Consider the following 16429-nt stretch of genomic DNA (forward strand, 5'->3'; position numbering starts at 1 on the left):
CTACAGCTCCGGCGGGGTCAGGGTGCCGATGGTGGACTCGAGCGCGGCGGCGACCCGGTACATCCGGTCGTCGGCGAGGGTCGGGGCCATCACCTGGAGCCCGACGGGCAGGCCCTCGGACAGGCCGCACGGCACGGAGATGGCCGGGCCGCCGTACAGGTTCGAGGGGATCGTGTACAGGTCCGCCAGGTACATGCTCGACGGGTCGGCCATCCGGGCGCCCAACTGGAACGCCACGAACGGGGTCGTCGGCGAGATGAGCGCGTCGACCTTCCCGAACGCCGCCTGGAAGTCCCGCGTGATCAGCGTGCGGACCTTCTGGGCCTGGCCGTAGTAGGCGTCGTAGTAGCCGCTGGACAGGGCGTACGCGCCGATCATGATCCGGCGCTTCACCTCCGGGCCGAAGCCCGCCTCGCGGGTCAGCGACATGACCTCCTCCAGGCTGCGCACGCCGTCGTCGCCGGTGCGCAGGCCGTAGCGGACGCCGTCGAACCGGGCCAGGTTCGAGGAGCACTCGCTGGGGGCGATCAGGTAGTACGTCGGCAGCGCGTACTCGAAGTGCGGGCAGGACACCTCGACGATCTCGGCACCGAGCTTCGTGAGCGCCTCGACGGCGGAGTTGAACGCCGCGACCACGCCGGGTTCGGCGCCCTCCGCCGACATGAACTCCTTGACCAGGCCGAGCTTGACGCCGGTCAGGTCGCCGGACATGCCCTGCCTGGCGGCCTCGACGACCGGCGGCACGGGCACGGGGATCGAGGTGGAGTCGCGCGGGTCGTGACCGCCGATCACCTCGTGCAGCAGGGCCGCGTCGAGGACCGTGCGGGCACAGGGGCCGGGGGTGTCCAGGGAGCTGGAGAACGCGACCAGGCCGTAGCGGGACGTGCCGCCGTAGGTCGGCTTCGCGCCCACGGTGCCGGTGACCGCGCCGGGCTGGCGGATCGAGCCGCCGGTGTCGGTGCCGATCGCGAGCGGGGCCTCGTAGGCGGCGAGGGCGGCCGAGGAGCCGCCGCCGGAGCCGCCCGGGATCCGGGTCAGGTCCCACGGGTTGAAGGTGGGGCCGTACGCCGAGTACTCCGTGGAGGAGCCCATCGCGAACTCGTCCATGTTCGTCTTGCCCAGGATCACCGTGCCGGCGGCCTTGAGGCGCTCGACGAGCGTCGCGTCGTACGGCGGCTTCCAGCCCTCCAGCATCTTCGAGCCCACGGTGGTGGGGATGCCCTTGGTGGCGACGACGTCCTTCACCGCGATCGGCACGCCCGCCAGCGGGCCGAGCTCCTCGCCGGCCGCGCGCCGGGCGTCGACGGCCTTCGCGGCGGCCAGCGCGCCCTCGATGTCCACGTGCAGGAAGGCGTGCACCCGCTTGTCGACCTTCGAGATCTGGCCCAGGTGCTCCCGGGTCACTTCGAGGGAGGAGGTCTCGCCGGAGGCGATCAGCGCGCCGAGCTCCGCGGCCGTCTTCTTGATCAGGCTCACGTGTCTACTCCTCGTCCAGGATCCGGGGCACCCGGAAGCGGTCCTCGGCCTGGTCCGGGGCGCCCGACAGGGCCTCCTCCCGGGTCAGGCCGGGGCGCGGCTCGTCGGGGCGGAACACGTTGGTCAGCGGCACCGAGTGCGACATGGGCGGGATGTCGTCGGCCGCGACGTCACCGATCCGGGCGACGGACTGCAGGATCACGTCCAGCTGACCGGCGAACATGTCCAACTCTTCATCGGTCACAGCTAGCCGCGTGAGGCGCGCGAGATGCGCGACCTCCTCGCGGGAGATGGCGGTCATCGACTCGCTCCTCACGTAGTCCTGCTCGAACCGAACGATTCTATTCGCCGGTGTGTTACCGGCGGATGTCGGCTACTCCCCGACGGTGGCGGCACCGAGTGCCGCGTCCCGGACGTCCGGTTCCTGCCTGGTCCGCAGCTCGGCGAGCACGCCGCAGGCCTCGGCCGTCCAGGCGTCGCGGGCACCGGCGACCAGCAGGCGGACCGCGAAGAGTCCGCCGGCCAGGTCGCCCCGGGCCGCGAGCCTCCTGGCGACGTCGACCAGGGTGGCCGGCGGGGCCGTGCTCGCCGTGTCGAAGGTCAGCCCGGCCGCGAGCACCGGGCGGCCCCGGACCAGGTCGGCGAGTTCCCCCAGGTCGGCGGCCAGCGTGTCGGGGTCGGCGGCGAACCGGAGCTCGCCGTGCACCAGGTCGACGGCCGTGGGCAGCCAGTCGGGGGCTGCCGCCAGCCTCGCCGCCACGGCGAGGGTCGCGTCCCGGCCGGTGCCGGGGTTCGGGCGGTCGCCGAGCCGAGTCGCGAGGCCGGTCAGGCGGCGCCGGGCGGGAAGATCACGATCCTCGACGGGTACGCGGTGCTCCAGCGCCAGGAGCCGTTCCGTGGCGTCGAGGAGCGCGGGGCCGGCCAGTCCGGACCTGTGCAGGGCGGCGAGGGCGTCGGCGGCCTCCGGCCAGTCGGTGCGGCGGTCGAGGTCGGCGAGGTGCTCGACGAGGACCGTGGCGGCGGCACCGGGGTCGGGGAGGTACCCGGCCCAGGCGGGGAGGACCACCCAGGCGGCCCTGCGGAGTACCGGGTCGGAGGCCCCTGCGGCGCGGAGGACCAGCTGGGCGTAGCGGGGGCGGTGCCGTTCGGCGAGCGTCCACGGGGCCGGGGCGAGGACCGCCGCCGCGACCAGGGGGTCCTCGGCCAGGGCGGCGTCCAGGATCCGCCAGGCGCGCTCGTCGTCCAGGAGCCCCGCCACGGCCCCGACGACCGCGTGCCGGACGTCCCGGTGCCGCTCGGCCTCCCAGGCCGCCAGGAGGGCCGGCAGGCCGGCGGACCGGGCGTCGCGGCCCAGCAGGCGCGCCGCCTCCTTGCGGCTGGTCACCTTCGCGCCGGCCGCGAGGACCGGGCCGAGGGCGGCGGGCAGGGTCGACGGCCGGGCGGACCGGACCGCGCGGGCGGCGGCGTACACGGCCACCCGGGCCTGGTCCGTGTCCGCCCGGGACAGCAGGAGCGGCAGGTGGTCGGCCGGGCGGTCCGTCCAGACCAGCCCGCCGAGCGCGGCCTCCGCGAGCCGGGTGTCCGGGGAGTCGAGGTGGGCGGCGAGCACCGGGAGCCCGTACTCCGGGATCCGGGCCGCCGCCCCCAGCGCCCGCACCCGCTCGTCCCCGGGCCGGCCGGTGTCCGCCGCGACCCGGGCGAGCAGGTCGGCGTACGCGCGCCGCTGCCGGGGCAGCCACCGCTCCACGGCCAGCGGGTACGAGGGCACCCAGCGCGCGCCCGGGGTCAGGTACCGGCCCTCCGGCGCGCGGTCGAGCACGACGTCGAGCAGGTCCTGGCGGCGGTGGCAGAGCGCCCGCCACACGGCGGGGACGGTCACCGAGGAGGTGTCGGCGCGCAGCACCTCCTCGACGCGGGCGGAACGGGCCCGCGGGTCCGCCAGGTACAACGTGACGGCCTGTGTTCTTCCGGGCTGGTCCGGGTGCGCGGCCCGGCGGAGCAGCTCGGCGAGCGCGGGCACCGACCAGCCGCGCCGGCCCAGGGCACCGGCGACCGCGAACAACGGCTCGGGGCGGCCCCGGTCCAGGCCCCGGGCCAGCCACGGCCCGACGGCGGCGAAGAAGGCGTGCTCCTGGCCCCGGCGCAGAGCCTGGTCGAGGGGCGCCAGGTACGGCACGGACCGGGACTCGAAGAGGCGGTCGAATGTCCGCGCGGCCCAGGCGGGCTCGGTGGCCAGCAGGCGCGCGGCGACGGTCCCCAGGGCGCCCCGGGTGCCGTGGCCGGCGTCGCGGGCCGCGAGGGCGTCCGCCACGATCCGGTCGAGCACGGGGAGCGCGGGCGCGAACCGGTCCGTCGGGGCGGTGGCGATCGCGGCGAGCACCCGGGTGCGCACCGGCTCCTGCTCGTTGCGGAGCCGGGTGAGGCCCTCCAGCAGCCCGGCGAAGGCGGCCGGGTCGCGCTCGCGGACCGCGCAGGCGATCAGGGCCTCGTAGGCGGCGGCGCGCCGGTCGGGGTCGGGGTGCCGGGACTCGGGATCGAGGACGGGGCGGGCGTCGGCGAGGGACAGGTGGGCGCTGTAGCGCAGGGTGGCGTCGCGGTCCTCGCGGATCCGGGGCAGCGCGAGGATCCGGCGGGCCTCGGCGATCCGGGTGTCGCGGGGGAGGACGGCGAGGGTGGCCGGGTCGGTGGGTGGTGCGTCGTGGGGCAGCGTCGTCGGGGTGGTCGTGGTCAGGTCGCCGGGCGCGGTCGGGGCCGGGGCGGTCGGGCCGCCGGTCAGGTCGCCGGGCGGGGCTGGCGGGGCGTCTGGCGCCGTCGGAGCTGGCGCTGGCAGGCCGCCGGGCGCCGTCGGGGCGGTCGCGTCCTGGTCGTGGGCGGCCGCGAAGAGCTCGCCCCGGCGGGACGGCGGCAGGCTGGCCAGCACGGCCACCCAGAGCCGCGGGTGGTGCTCCCGGAGCATCGTCGCGAACCCGGCCAGCAGCGCGGGCTCCAGCCGGCCCAGGGCGCGCAGCACCGGACGCGGCAGCGTCAGGTACCGGTAGATCCCCTGCCGCCCGGGGGCCGCCAGCACGGCCAGGGTCCGGACCGGCTCGGCCGTCAGGAGCGCGCCGAACGCCGCGAACCGCCACGGCAGCCACTTCGGCGGCAGGTAGCGTTCCAGCAGGTCCAGGACGCGGGACGGCCGGCTGCGGTTCGCCGCCAGGACCCGGGGGCAGTGCCGCGACCACCACTCGTGCCGGTCCGCGTCGCCCAGTGCGGCCAGCACGCGCTCCGCCTCGTCCAGCATCGCGTCCGGGAACCGGTGGGTGAGCGCGACTCCCGAGCCGATCGCGTGCCCGATCCGGGGCAGCCACGCGCGGACCACCGGCTCCGAGCAGGAGGACAGCAGCTGGGCGGCCTCGCGGTCCCCGTACCGGTCGAAGGTCGGGGTGATCAGGGCTTCGGCGAGGGCGGTGCGGCGGCCGGAGCGGATCACGGCGTAGACGCGGCGGCGCAGCTCGGCCGGCGCGTCGTCGAGCACCCCGGACACCACCTCGTCGGGTACGCCGACCCGCGCGCACGCCCCCAGCGCCGCCGCCCGGACCACCGGATCCGCGTCCCGCAGCACCCCCTCGATCGTGGGCCGGTGCCCGGCGACCATGGCCACGAACACGGCGTTCCGCCGTGCCTCCCGGTCACCGGCCGCCAGTGCCGCGAGGGTGCCGTCCGCCGCGAACTGGTGCGCGCGCTCGGCGAGCAGGCGCATCCGGGCGGGGAAGGGCAGCGGGTCGAGCAGGGCGGCGAGGCGCATCGCGTGATTCTGCCACCGGCCGGTCCCGTGCGGCGCGCCTTTTCCGAGGCCGGGCGCCCTGGGAGGCGCGCCCTCGTCCGTGCCCCGGGGCGACCGGCGCTCCGCACCGCCCGCCCCCACCGTCAGCGCCGCCCAGGACGAAGCCGCCCCCGGTTCAGCCCGAACGCCACCGCGCCACACCCCCGGTACCCATCGAACGGGTTCTTCCTCAGGAAGCGGCCTCGGGCTGGCTCGGCACCGCCCGCAGCAACATCGGCGGCCGGTACTTCGCCAGCCACCTCGGCAGCTCGTCCGCCGGCATCGGCCGCGCGTAGAACCAGCCCTGCGCCACGTGGCAGCCGTGCGCCACCAGCCACCGCCAGGTCCGCTCGTCCTCGACGCCCTCGGCGACCACGCGCAGCCCCAGCGCCCCGGCCAGCTCGATGATGGACCGCACGATGGACGCGTCGTCCTCGTCGGTACTCATCCCGAGCACGAACGACCGGTCGATCTTCACCTCGGACAGCGGGAGCCGCCGCAGGTGCTGCAACGACGAGTAGCCGGTGCCGAAGTCGTCCAGGGACAGCGCGACGCCCAGCCGGTCGAGCCGTTGCAGGGTGGCGAGCACCCGGCGCGGGTCGGCCATCAGCGCGCCCTCGGTGATCTCCAGCTGGATCTGGTCGGCGGCCACGTCGTGCTCCGCCAGCCGCTGCGCCAGGTAGTCGACCAGGTCGGTGGTGTGCAGGTCGCGGACCGACACGTTGATCGCGGCGCGCAGGTGCATGCCGCCCACGGCCCACCGGGCGAGCTGGGCGAGGACCTCGTCGATCACCCGGTACGTCAGCAGGCGCATGACGCCCGAGTGCTCCGCGACCTTGATCAGCTCCTCGGGGCTGACCAGCCCGCGCACCGGGTGCCGCCAGCGCAGCAGGGCCTCGACGCCGACGACCTCGCCGCTGCTCATGTCGACCTGGGGCTGGTAGTACAGCGCGACCTCGCCGAAGCCGGGCGTCTCCAGGGAGCGCCGCAGGTCACCGAGCAGGCCGAGCCGGGCCGGGGAGTTGTGGTCGGACTCCGGCACGTACACCGCGACGGTGTCGCCCCGGGTCTTCGCGTCGTACATCGCCACGTCCGCGTGCCGCAGCAGGGTCGTGAAGTCCTCGCCGTGGTCCGGGGACAGCGCTATCCCGATGGAGCTGGCCACATCGAGCGGCATGCCGTCGAGGCGCACCGGGTCGTTGAGGGCCAGCGAGATCGTGTTCGCGAGGGCCTGGGCCGCCTCGACGTCGGTGATCCGGGGCGCGAGGACCGCGAACTCGTCGCCGCCGAGCCGGGCGACGACCGCGTCGGCGGGTACGCACGTCGCCAGCCGGCGGCCGACCTCGATCAGCAGCCTGTCCCCCACGGCGTGGCCGAGCGCGTCGTTGACCTGCTTGAACCGGTCGAGGTCCAGCACGATCAGCGCGAGCCGGCGGTCCTGCGCGTGGGACGGCACCTCGCGGAGCGCCGCGATCGCCTCCTCCACGCCGGTGAACAGGGCCTTGCGGTTGGCGAGCCCGGTCAGCGGGTCCAGCAGGGACAACCGTTCGTGTTCCTGGGAGAGCCGGGCCGTGCGGTACACCGCGTAGAGCGGGACCACGATCAGCGGGATCAGCCAGCCGCTGGTCTGCGCGGCGGCCACCAGGAACGGGCCGAGGAGCAGCAGCGCGAAAGCGGCCAGCCCCTCGGAGCCGACCGTCGTGGTGAGCGTCTGCCGCCAGGAGCCGCCGAACCGCAGCCACACGGCGGTGGCCACCAGGCCGTGGCTGACGGCGAACCACACCGAACAGGCCAGCAGGAGGAGTACGACGTCGTGCCGGTTGACCGTGCCGTCGCGCAACGGGATCGCGGGGGCGAGGCTGAGCACCCCGTACGCGGCGGCGAGGGCCAGCGTGTACTGGCCGACGTTGAACAGCCCGCGCCAGAACGAGTGGCGCATCCGCCACGCGAAGACGAGGGTGGCCGACGCCTGGATGAGCACGGCGGCCGGCAGGCCCCACATCAGCAGGGCCGCGAAGGCGAAGCACACCGACGGGAACACGGCCACCGACTGGCGCGGTCCCGTGGCGTTGAACGGGCGCGCGTCGGCGGCGCACGCCAGGGCGAACATCAGCCAGTAGGTCCCCGGCAGCGACAGCAGGGGCGTGCCCTGCTCGAGCGCCGCGGGTACGACGACGGCGATCGCGGCGAGAATGACCAGGCCCAGGTAGCCGAAGAATGCAAGACGCCGCCCTGGCGGCGCTGAGTTGCGCAATGACGTCGGCTCCATACACCCCTCCCGACGCCATCAGCCCCGTCGAGGCCACGCTGGCTCGACGATCGCCCCCCAGCGACCCACCGCGCTCGCTTCTGGTTACAGGAACGCAACCAGGACGAGCGCGGTAACGGCGTCTGTGTTGAGTATCACCCTTGGCGGCCGAGCGGGCGTATCGGCGTGCCAGAACGTGCGCGAATCGTTGCTTGAGCAAGCTGTTTCACACAGACATGCACCAATTCGTTACTTGATCACGCAATTGGATCTTCCTCGGGGGGGCTCCGGGGCCGAAAAACGGCCCTGGAACGGGGGTGCCTGTTCTGCGGCTGGCCGCCGTCCGGCAGCCGCGTGGCCGGCCCGGCGGCCGGCCCTGGCTGACATATCGGCACCAGCTCGGACAACCCGTCCCGGCGACCGGCCCGCTCAGTCCCCCGGCTCGATCACCGCGTCGACCTCGGGCTCCGCCTCGCCGCCGGGCTCCCCGATCTGCGCGACCTCCCGCGCGGCGTCCGGCCCGTCGGTGAGCAGCACCCGCAGCCCCTCGGAGTCCAGGATCGGCACCTTGGCGGCGACCGCCTTGTCGTACTTGCTGCCCGGGTTCTCCCCGACCACCACGAACCCGGTCTTCTTCGACACCGACCCGGTGACCTTGCCGCCCTGGGCCTGGATGGCCTCCGTCGCCCCGTCCCGGGAGAAGCCCTCCAGGGTGCCGGTCACGACGACGGTCACGCCCTCCAACGGCCGGGGGCCCTCGTCGCCGCCCTCCTCCGCCAGCCGGACGCCCGCCGCGCGCCACTTCTCCACGATCTCGCGGTGCCAGTCGACGGCGAACCACTCCACGACGCTCTCGGCGATCCGGGGACCGACCCCGTCGACGGCGGCCAGCTCGGCCTGCTCCGCCGTGGCGATCCGGTCGATGTCGCGGAACTCGCGGGCCAGCGCCCTGGCGGCCGTCGGACCGACGTGCCGGATGGAGAGGGCCACCAGGATCCGCCACAGGGGACGCTCCCTGACCTCCTCCAGGTTGACCAGCAGCTTCGTCGCGTTGGTGCCGAGCTGGCCGGCGCGCTTGCCGCTGGAGTTCACGAAGAAGGGGCAGCTGAGGAGCTTGTCCTCGGTGAGGTCGAACAGGTCGCCCTCGTTGGTCAGCACGCCCGAGTCCAGCAGGGCCACCACGGCCTTGAAGCCGAGGACCTCGATGTCCAGGGCGGAGCGGCCCGCCAGGTAGCTCAGGCGCTCGCGGAGCTGGCCGGGGCAGGCCCGGGTGTTCGGGCAGCGGATGTCGACGTCGCCCTCCTTGGTCGGCGCCAGCTCCGTGTGGCATTCGGGGCACTCGGTGGGCATCACGAAGGGACGCTCGGAGCCGTCGCGCAGCTCGACCACCGGCCCGAGGATCTCGGGGATCACGTCGCCGGCCTTGCGCAGCACCACCGTGTCGCCGATCAGCACGCCCTTGCGGGCCACCTCCTGCGCGTTGTGCAGGGTGGCGAACTCCACGGTCGAGCCCGCGACCAGCACCGGGGACACCATGGCCCGCGGCGTGACCCGGCCGGTGCGGCCGACCTGCGGGATGATGTCGAGGAGCTTGGTGTTGACCTCCTCCGGCGGATACTTCCAGGCGATCGCCCACCGGGGTGCCCGGCTGGTCGAGCCGAGCCGGCCCTGCACGTCGACCTCGTCCACCTTGACCACGACGCCGTCGATCTCGTGCTCGACGTCGTGGCGGTGCTCGCCGTAGAACCGGATGAACTCGCGGACCGCGTCGAGGCCCGCGACGACCTTCCACCGCTCGGACGTGGGCATCCCCCACGCCTTCAGCTGCTCGTACGCCTCGGACTGGCGGGTCGGCGTGAAGCCCTCCCGCGCGCCGATGCCGTGCACGATCATCCGGAGCTCGCGGGACGCGGTGATCCGGGGGTCCTTCTGCCGGAGCGAGCCGGCGGCGGTGTTGCGCGGGTTCGCGTACGGCACCTTGCCCTGCTCGACCAGCTGCGCGTTGAGGTCGGCGAACTGCTCGCTCGGGAAATACACCTCGCCGCGGATCTCCACCAGGGCCGGGGCGTCGCCGGTGAGCTGGTCGGGGATGCCGGCGATGGTGCGGACGTTGGGCGTGATGTCCTCGCCGACCCGGCCGTCGCCCCGGGTCGCGGCGCGGGTCAGCCGGCCGTGCTCATAGGTCAGGTTGACGGCGAGGCCGTCGATCTTCAGCTCGCACAGGTAGGTCACCGGGCCGCCGGCGTCGCGCTCGACCCGGGTCGCCCAGGCGGCCAGCTCGTCGTCGTCGAACGCGTTGTCGAGGCTGAGGAGCCGCTCGGCGTGCTCCACCGGGGTGAACTCGGTGACGTAGGACCCCGCGACCTGCTGGGTCGGCGAATCCGGGGTGCGCAGCTCGGGGAACCGCTCCTCGAGCCCCTCCAGCTCGCGGAGGAGGACGTCGAACTCGCCGTCCGTGACCACGGTCGTGTTCAGCACGTAGTAGCGATACCGATGATCATTGATCTCTTCGGCCAGAATCTTGTGCCGCTCCCGCGCCGCCTGCTCAGACGTCAACCCAACCTCCCTGGTTCTTTTCGCCAGGCTAGTCGGCCCATACGACACTTCCGGGCCAGGCCCCGCCGGCATACAGTGGGAAAACCCCAGGAGGTACGCATGTCCAACCTCTATCCCGGCGCGGCTGCGGTCATCTGTCTACTCCTCGTCGGGCTGGCCGCCATCCTGGTCGTCAACATGAACCAGCGACGCCGCCAGCCGTCCGCCCCGCCACATTGGACGGGCGAGGTCCACAACACCCCCGACCTGCACGACCGTCCGCCCGGGCCGGCGTGGCTCGAAGGCCCGCAGCCCGGCGAGATCTGGTGGGCGGACGTGCCCTTCGCCGACGGCGAGGGTTCCGAGCAGCGGCCGTGCCTCGTGCTCCGGACACACAAGGACCGCGCCGACGTCCTGAAGATCACGAGCCAGGACCAGGGCCGCGGCCCGAGGTACGTGGCGCTGCCGCCCGGCGACTGGGACAGCGGCGCCGGCCAGGACAGCTGGCTGGACCTGTCCGGGTTCTTCCGGGTGCACAACACGGCGTTCGCGCACCAGACCGGGGTGTGCGACGAGAAGACCTGGTGGCAGGTCCGCCGCTACCACGAGACCGGCTGGGTGCCCTAGACCCATTTTTCGGTTACGGGGACCGCGCGCCCACGTTGCCGTCGAGCGTGCCTCCGAGGTGACAGGAGGCGGACATCCTGACGGACCCCGGGCCGGTTCGCCCGGCCCGGGTGCCTAGCGTTCCAGGAGCCGCTTGGCGGCCTCGGCGCACGCCCGCAGCGTCGCGTCCGCCACCTCGGGCGAGCTGCCGGCCAGCCCGCACGTCGGCGTGACCACGACCTGGCGCGGCAGGTCCGCCGGCCGCAGTCCGAGCTTGTTCCACAGGTCCTCGACCCGGTCGGCGGCGGCCTTCGACGAGGCCCGGCCCACCGAGGGCGCCACCCCGGCGAGCAGCCCGAAGCCGGCGTCGAGGGCCTCGCCCAGCGGGTCGAGGTTCCCGAGCAGCGACAGGTCCAGCGCGACGCCCACCGCGCCGGTGGCCCGGATCAGCGCGACGGGCACGTCCGGCGCGCAGCAGTGCACGACGACCGGCGCGCCGACCCCGGCGACCAGCCGTGCGAGCGCCTCGGTGGCGTCGGGCGCGGGGACGGCGGGGAAGACCCCCAGGCCCGATTCGGTACCGATGTGTCCCGCCAGGACCGCCGGCAGCGAGGGCTCGTCGAGCTGGACGAGGACGGTCGCACCCGGCACCCGGGCGGACACGGCCACGACGTGCTGGCGCAGGCCCTCGGTGAGCGAGTCGACCAGGTCCCGGACCGCCCCCCGGTCCCGGAGCACCGCGCCGCCCACGGGCAGCTGGAGGCTGGCGGCGAGGGTCCACGGGCCGGCGGCCTGCACCTTGAGCGGCCCGGTGTAGCCCTCGGCCGCCACCGTGAGCGCGTCGAGGTCGCGGGCCCACCAGTCGGCGGTGCGCCGCGCGTCCTTGCCGGGCCGGCCGGTGAGCTGCCAGCGCGCCGCGTACAGCTCGACGGGCATGTCCACGAGCAGGCCCATGGTCCGGCCGAGCATGTCGGCCCCGGGGCCGCGCGCCGGCAACTCCGGCAGGTACGGCAACGGCAGTTCGAACGCGACCCCGAGCGCGTCGCCCATCGCCGACCCGGGGTGCGACCCGATCCCGCTCGCGGACCCCGGCGCCCAGGGCAGCCCCCGGCCGCCCCCGGATCCGGGGCCCCCGGTGTCGGCCCGGTCGGGTGAGCCGTGCTCCCGGTCGATCGATTCGAACGCGGCCCGCTCCGCCGACCCGAGCGGCGAACGGGGCCCGGAGGCCCACCCGCCCGTCGAGCCGGTCACCGGGCACCCACGGTCGTCGTGGCCGGGCTCAGGGCGGCCACCGGAGATCCCGCCACGGCCATCGCCCCCGCGTGCCCGAGGACCGGAGCCAACCCACGTCGGGCGGCCGTCGCGCTGACCCGGAGCATCGCGTCCGTTCGGCGGGTCGCGCCAGCCAGGAGCGTCGCGCCGTTCGCCGGACGGGCCCTCCCGCCGGCCGCCGGACGCAGCCTCCCGCCGGCCACCGGACGGGGCCGGAGTCCCGCGCCGGTCATCGGGCGCCGGTGATGGTCGCCGAGCCGAGGACGATGTCGCCGGCCGGGTCGGGCCGGTACACGACGATGGCCTGGCCGGCGGCGACGCCGGAGGCTGGGCTGGCGAGTACCGCGGTGAGGGTGGTGCCGTCTGTGGTCACGCTCGCAGGGTAGACCTCCCCGTGCGCGCGGAGCTGCACCTCGTACGGCCCCTCGACGGGGGCGTGCCACACCGCCCGGTCGGCGGTCACGGTGCTGACCTCCAGCGCCGAGCGCGGCCCGACGGTGACGGTGTTGGTGACGGGGGTGATGGACAGCACGTAGCGCGGCTTGCCGTCGGGCGCGGGCCGGCCGATGGACAGGCCCTTGCGCTGGCCGACCGTGTACGCGTACGCCCCGTCGTGGGCGCCGACGACGTCGCCGGTCTCCGCGTCGACGATGTCCCCGGGCCGGGAGCCGAGGCGTTCGGCGAGGAAGCCGCGGGTGTCCCCGTCCGCGATGAAGCAGATGTCGTGGCTGTCGGGCTTGTCGGCGACGGCCAGGTCGCGCTGGGCGGCGAGCCCCCGGACGTCGGCCTTGGTGTGCGGCCCGAGCGGGAACACCGACCGGTCGAGCTGGTGCCGGTTGAGCACGGCGAGGACGTAGGACTGGTCCTTGCCGGCGTCCACGGACCGGCGGAGCAGCCCGTCGCCGCCGAGCCGGGCGTGGTGGCCGGTGACGACGGCGTCGAAGCCGAGGGCGAGGGCCCGCTCCAGCACCGCGTGGAACTTGATCTTCTCGTTGCACCGCAGGCACGGGTTGGGCGTGCGCCCCGCCGCGTACTCCGCGACGAAGTCGTCGACGACGTCCTCCTGGAACTCCTCGACCATGTCCCACACGTAGAAGGGGATGCCGATCACGTCGGCGGCCCGGCGGGCGTCGCGGGAGTCCTCCAGGGTGCAGCAGCCGCGCGCCCCGGTCCGGTAGGTCTGCGGGTTCTTCGCGAGCGCCAGGTGCACGCCGGTCACGTCGTGGCCGGCCTCGACCGCCAGGGCGGCGGCGACCGCCGAGTCGACCCCACCGGACATCGCAGCCAGAACACGCATGCCCTTCAGGTTACCCGGCTGTGCCGACCGCCCACCGGGCAGCTCGACGGAGTCCGCCGGACCGGGAACCAGGCTCATCCTGGCAGCTCAGCGGCAGTACCGGGCTTCCGAAACAGAGCCCTGGCCCGCACCGGCCAACGGGAGCACCCGCGCCCGCCGTACCCGTCAGCGCCGGATCTTCCCCGCCCGCCGCGCCCGCTCCACCGCCGTCGGCAGCGCCGCCACCAACGCGTCGATGTCCGTTTTCGCCGATCCGTGGCCGAGCGAGAACCGCAGCGAGGACCGGGCCCGCCCACTGTCGGCCCCCATGGCCAGCAGCACGTGCGAGGGCTGGGCCACCCCGGCCGAGCAGGCCGAGCCAGTGGAGCACTCGATGCCCTGGGCGTCGAGCAGCATGAGCAGCGCGTCGCCCTCGCAGCCGGGGAACGAGAAGTGCACGTTGGCGGGCAGCCGGTCGGCCGGGTCGCCGTTGAGCAGGGCGCAGGGCACGGCGTCGCGGATCCGGTCGATCATCTCGTCGCGGAGCACGGTGAGTTCGGAGGCGAAGATCTCCCGGCGCGCGCCGGCCAGCTCGACGGCCCTGGCGAAGGCGACGATCCCGGCCACGTCGAGGGTGCCGGACCGCACGTCGCGCTCCTGGCCGCCGCCGTGCAGCAGCGGGGTGCACTCGGCGTCGCGTTCGAGGAGCAGCGCGCCGACGCCGGTCGGGCCGCCCAGCTTGTGGCCGGTGAGGGTGAGCGCGGACGCGCCGCTGGCGGCGAAGTCGACGGGGAGCTGCCCGACGGCCTGGACGGCGTCGGTGTGCAGGGGCACGCCGGCCGCGCGGGCGACGGCGGCCAGGGCGGCGACGGGCTGCACGGTGCCGACCTCGTTGTTGGCCCACATCACGGTGGCGACCGTCACGTCCGGGCCGAGGGCGGCGGCGAGCACCTCGGGGTGTACCCGGCCCAACTCGTCCACGTCGAGCCACGTCACCTCGGCGCCCTCGTGCCGCTCCAGCCACTCGACGGCGTCGATGACGGCCTTGTGCTCGACGGAGCTGGCGACGACCCGGTTGCGGCCCTCGCCCCGGCGCGCCCAGTGGATGCCCTTGAGCGCGAGGTTGTCGCTCTCGGTGCCCCCGGCGGTGAACACGACCTCGCCGGGCCGGGCGCCGAGCACGGCGGCGACCCGCTCGCGGGACTCCTCGACCAGCCTGCGGGCCTTGCGACCCGAGCAGTGCAGGGACGAGGCGTTGCCGCCGGCGGTGGCTGCGGAGACGTACGCCTCCAGAACCTCCGGCAGCATCGGAGAGGTCGCGGCGTGATCGAGGTAAACCATCGCCGCCCAGCCTAGCGGGCTGCGGCCCTCCCCCGCGCGAGTCCCATTCGCGCCTCGACCACGGAGCCGCCGTACGCGAACGTCGCGCCGTGCGCCACGAGGAGCCGGCGCATCCGGACGTTGTCGGCGAGCAGGCTCGCGCGGAGCTCGGCGAGGCCCCGGTCGCGGGCGTCGGCGACGAGCATGGCGACGAGGGAACGGCCGAGGCCGCGTTCCTGCCAACCGTCCTCCACCAGCACCGCGAGCTCGGCGACCCCGGGTTCGGGGGTGTAGGCGAGGTGCGCCAACGCCACGGCGCGCTGCCCGGCCTGTACGAGGTAGGTGACGCCCCACCCGGGGTCGCAGAACGCCTTCCACATGTGTCCGGTGAGCTGCCGGCGGGCGACGAAGTACCGGGCCCGCCGGGTCTCGGCGGTGCACCGCCGGTGCAGGGCCTGCACCTCGGTCAGGTCGTCGGGGTGCAGCGGCCGGACGGGCAGCCGGGTGCCGTCGCCGAGCGACACGGTCTCCCGGGACGCGGTGCCGTCGAGCAGCAGCAGCCGGACGAACGCCTCGGCCCGGGCCGCCTCGGTGAGCGTGAACGGCAGCCGGCGGGTGAGGCCGACGTGCCGGGCGGGCCCGATGGGGACGACCAGGTCGGCCTCCTCCCCGTCGGCGAGCCAGCGGGCGGCGTCGGCGCGGAGGAGCTCCATCAGCAGGTCGGGCAGGTTGCGCTGCTCGGCGCCGACCCGGCCGGCGAGCAGCAGGGCCCGGGTCGGCTCGTCGACGAGGTCGCGCCGGGTGGCCGGCACGGTGACGACGCCCCGGCCGCCGGCGATCCGCAGCGCGGTGCCGACGGCCTCCCCGGACACCCCGGGCGGGGTCTCGACGATGAACTCGTCGACGACCCCGGCGGCGTCGACCTGCACGGTCAGGGTGAGGATGTTGCCGCCGACGTCGGCGAGCGCCCTCGACAGGGCCGCGAGCCGTCCGGGCCGGTCGTCGACCTCGGTGCGGATCCGCCAGAGGCTCACGCGGCCACCTCCCGGTGCCGTGCACGCCCGACGGCCCGGCGCTCGTTCATCGCGCCCACCTCGCTTCGGTGGCAACGCCCGTGACTCGCTCGCTCATGTCTTCACAATGCGGGCAAAGTGTTTCCGGCGCGCTACGGACGGGTGAGATCGCCGTTGCGGATCACAACGCGGACAACCAGGCGTGTTCCGGGTGCACCTGCTCCAGCCAGCCCGCGAGCCGGGCGCGCCGGTCGGGGCCGAGCTTCGGCAGTACCCCGTCGAAGTCGTTCTGGTCCTTGGGTCGGACGTTCTTCGCCTTGAACAGGAGCACCAGCTCGGGGATCAGGTAGGGGATCCCGTCGCCGGTCAGGGCGATGATGTCCGGGTACGGGAGGGTGATCGCCGGATCGCGCCGGCACACCCACAGCCCGCCGTCGTGCGGCTCGCGGAACACGTCGAGGTGGAAGAGCCCGGTGGCCGGGTCGCTGAGCCAGGTCTGGTGGAGTTCGGGATGGTCGCCGGCCTCGTCGTACGGCCAGAGCCGCATGTCGCCGGGGACCTCCCAGGCGTGGCCGGGCAGGGCGGCGCGGATCTCGGGGAAGTCGGCGCGCGGGACGGCGATCTCCAGGTCCTCGTGCTCGCGGGTCACCTCGCCCCGGAAGAGGTCCAGCGCCCAGCCGGCGGCCACGTACCAGGGCGCGGTCACCCCGGCGAGGCGGTCGTGGATCTCCCCGGGGGTCCACCCCCGCCAGCGTGCGTCACATTCCTCGTGCGAGATCGGCGTGCCACCCTCGGGAAAGTCCATGGCACATCCCTACCCGACCGGCCCGGGGAACGAAAACCCTTTTGCGGGTACTCGCAGCCGGCCCTCCCTCCGT

Annotated in this window: 11 protein-coding genes; 1 reads left to right on the forward strand and 10 read right to left on the reverse strand. The window is 74.5% G+C overall.

Annotated elements, in window-relative coordinates:
* From gatA to ligA, 5 genes are all read right to left on the reverse strand, one after another.
* Positions 1-1476, reverse strand: coding sequence for an Asp-tRNA(Asn)/Glu-tRNA(Gln) amidotransferase subunit GatA (gatA, locus tag AB0M43_RS32660; RefSeq protein WP_363729980.1), 1476 nt, complete (start codon positions 1474-1476; stop codon positions 1-3).
* Between the two features lie 4 nt (positions 1477-1480).
* A complete protein-coding gene (gene gatC, locus AB0M43_RS32665; RefSeq protein ID WP_363729983.1) occupies positions 1481-1777 on the reverse strand; it encodes an Asp-tRNA(Asn)/Glu-tRNA(Gln) amidotransferase subunit GatC in 297 nt (98 codons plus the stop codon).
* Positions 1778-1849: 72 nt separating this feature from the next.
* A complete protein-coding gene (locus AB0M43_RS32670; RefSeq protein WP_363729985.1) occupies positions 1850-5263 on the reverse strand; it encodes a hypothetical protein in 3414 nt (1137 codons plus the stop codon).
* 208 nt (positions 5264-5471) lie between these two features.
* A complete protein-coding gene (locus AB0M43_RS32675; protein ID WP_363729988.1) occupies positions 5472-7550 on the reverse strand; it encodes an EAL domain-containing protein in 2079 nt (692 codons plus the stop codon).
* 408 nt (positions 7551-7958) lie between these two features.
* The gene (gene ligA, locus AB0M43_RS32680) at positions 7959-10085 is read right to left on the reverse strand and encodes an NAD-dependent DNA ligase LigA (RefSeq protein ID WP_363729991.1); all 2127 of its coding nucleotides are present in this window, start codon (positions 10083-10085) and stop codon (positions 7959-7961) included.
* Positions 10086-10184: 99 nt separating this feature from the next.
* Between ligA and AB0M43_RS32685 the strand changes: the two genes are divergently transcribed.
* On the forward strand, positions 10185-10691 hold the full coding sequence (locus AB0M43_RS32685; RefSeq protein WP_363729994.1) for a type II toxin-antitoxin system PemK/MazF family toxin: 507 nt from the start codon (positions 10185-10187) through the stop codon (positions 10689-10691).
* Between the two features lie 114 nt (positions 10692-10805).
* On the opposite strand, the gene AB0M43_RS32690 is transcribed toward AB0M43_RS32685, so the two are convergent.
* From AB0M43_RS32690 to AB0M43_RS32710, 5 genes are all read right to left on the reverse strand, one after another.
* Positions 10806-11720: a methionine synthase gene (locus AB0M43_RS32690; RefSeq protein WP_363730576.1), complete on the reverse strand. Its 915-nt coding sequence runs from the start codon at positions 11718-11720 to the stop codon at positions 10806-10808.
* Positions 11721-12171: 451 nt separating this feature from the next.
* The gene (mnmA, locus tag AB0M43_RS32695; protein ID WP_363729997.1) at positions 12172-13239 is read right to left on the reverse strand and encodes a tRNA 2-thiouridine(34) synthase MnmA; all 1068 of its coding nucleotides are present in this window, start codon (positions 13237-13239) and stop codon (positions 12172-12174) included.
* Positions 13240-13404: 165 nt separating this feature from the next.
* Entirely contained in the window at positions 13405-14559 is a 1155-nt protein-coding gene (locus AB0M43_RS32700; protein ID WP_363729998.1) for a cysteine desulfurase family protein, read from the reverse strand.
* 11 nt (positions 14560-14570) lie between these two features.
* Positions 14571-15572 carry a GNAT family N-acetyltransferase gene (locus tag AB0M43_RS32705; RefSeq protein ID WP_363729999.1) on the reverse strand — a complete coding sequence of 334 codons (1002 nt, stop codon included), beginning with the start codon at positions 15570-15572 and terminating at the stop codon, positions 14571-14573.
* A 160-nt stretch (positions 15573-15732) separates the two neighbouring features.
* A complete protein-coding gene (locus AB0M43_RS32710; RefSeq protein ID WP_363730000.1) occupies positions 15733-16356 on the reverse strand; it encodes a hypothetical protein in 624 nt (207 codons plus the stop codon).
* Positions 16357-16429 lie beyond the last annotated feature (73 nt).

This window comes from Longispora sp. NPDC051575 (assembly GCF_040681875.1).
Taxonomy (GTDB): domain Bacteria; phylum Actinomycetota; class Actinomycetes; order Mycobacteriales; family Micromonosporaceae; genus Longispora.

Excerpts from the sequence above, each read along its gene's own strand:
- AB0M43_RS32690 (WP_363730576.1), bottom strand. The coding sequence starts at position 11,720 with ATGGGCGACGCGCTCGGGGTCGCGTTCGAACTGCCGTTGCCGTACCTG.
- AB0M43_RS32700 (WP_363729998.1), bottom strand. The coding sequence starts at position 14,559 with ATGGTTTACCTCGATCACGCCGCGACCTCTCCGATGCTGCCGGAGGTT.
- AB0M43_RS32685 (WP_363729994.1), top strand. The coding sequence starts at position 10,185 with ATGTCCAACCTCTATCCCGGCGCGGCTGCGGTCATCTGTCTACTCCTC.
- mnmA (WP_363729997.1), bottom strand. The coding sequence starts at position 13,239 with ATGCGTGTTCTGGCTGCGATGTCCGGTGGGGTCGACTCGGCGGTCGCC.
- AB0M43_RS32675 (WP_363729988.1), bottom strand. The coding sequence starts at position 7,550 with ATGGAGCCGACGTCATTGCGCAACTCAGCGCCGCCAGGGCGGCGTCTT.
- gatC (WP_363729983.1), bottom strand. The coding sequence starts at position 1,777 with ATGACCGCCATCTCCCGCGAGGAGGTCGCGCATCTCGCGCGCCTCACG.
- AB0M43_RS32670 (WP_363729985.1), bottom strand. The coding sequence starts at position 5,263 with ATGCGCCTCGCCGCCCTGCTCGACCCGCTGCCCTTCCCCGCCCGGATG.
- AB0M43_RS32710 (WP_363730000.1), bottom strand. The coding sequence starts at position 16,356 with ATGGACTTTCCCGAGGGTGGCACGCCGATCTCGCACGAGGAATGTGAC.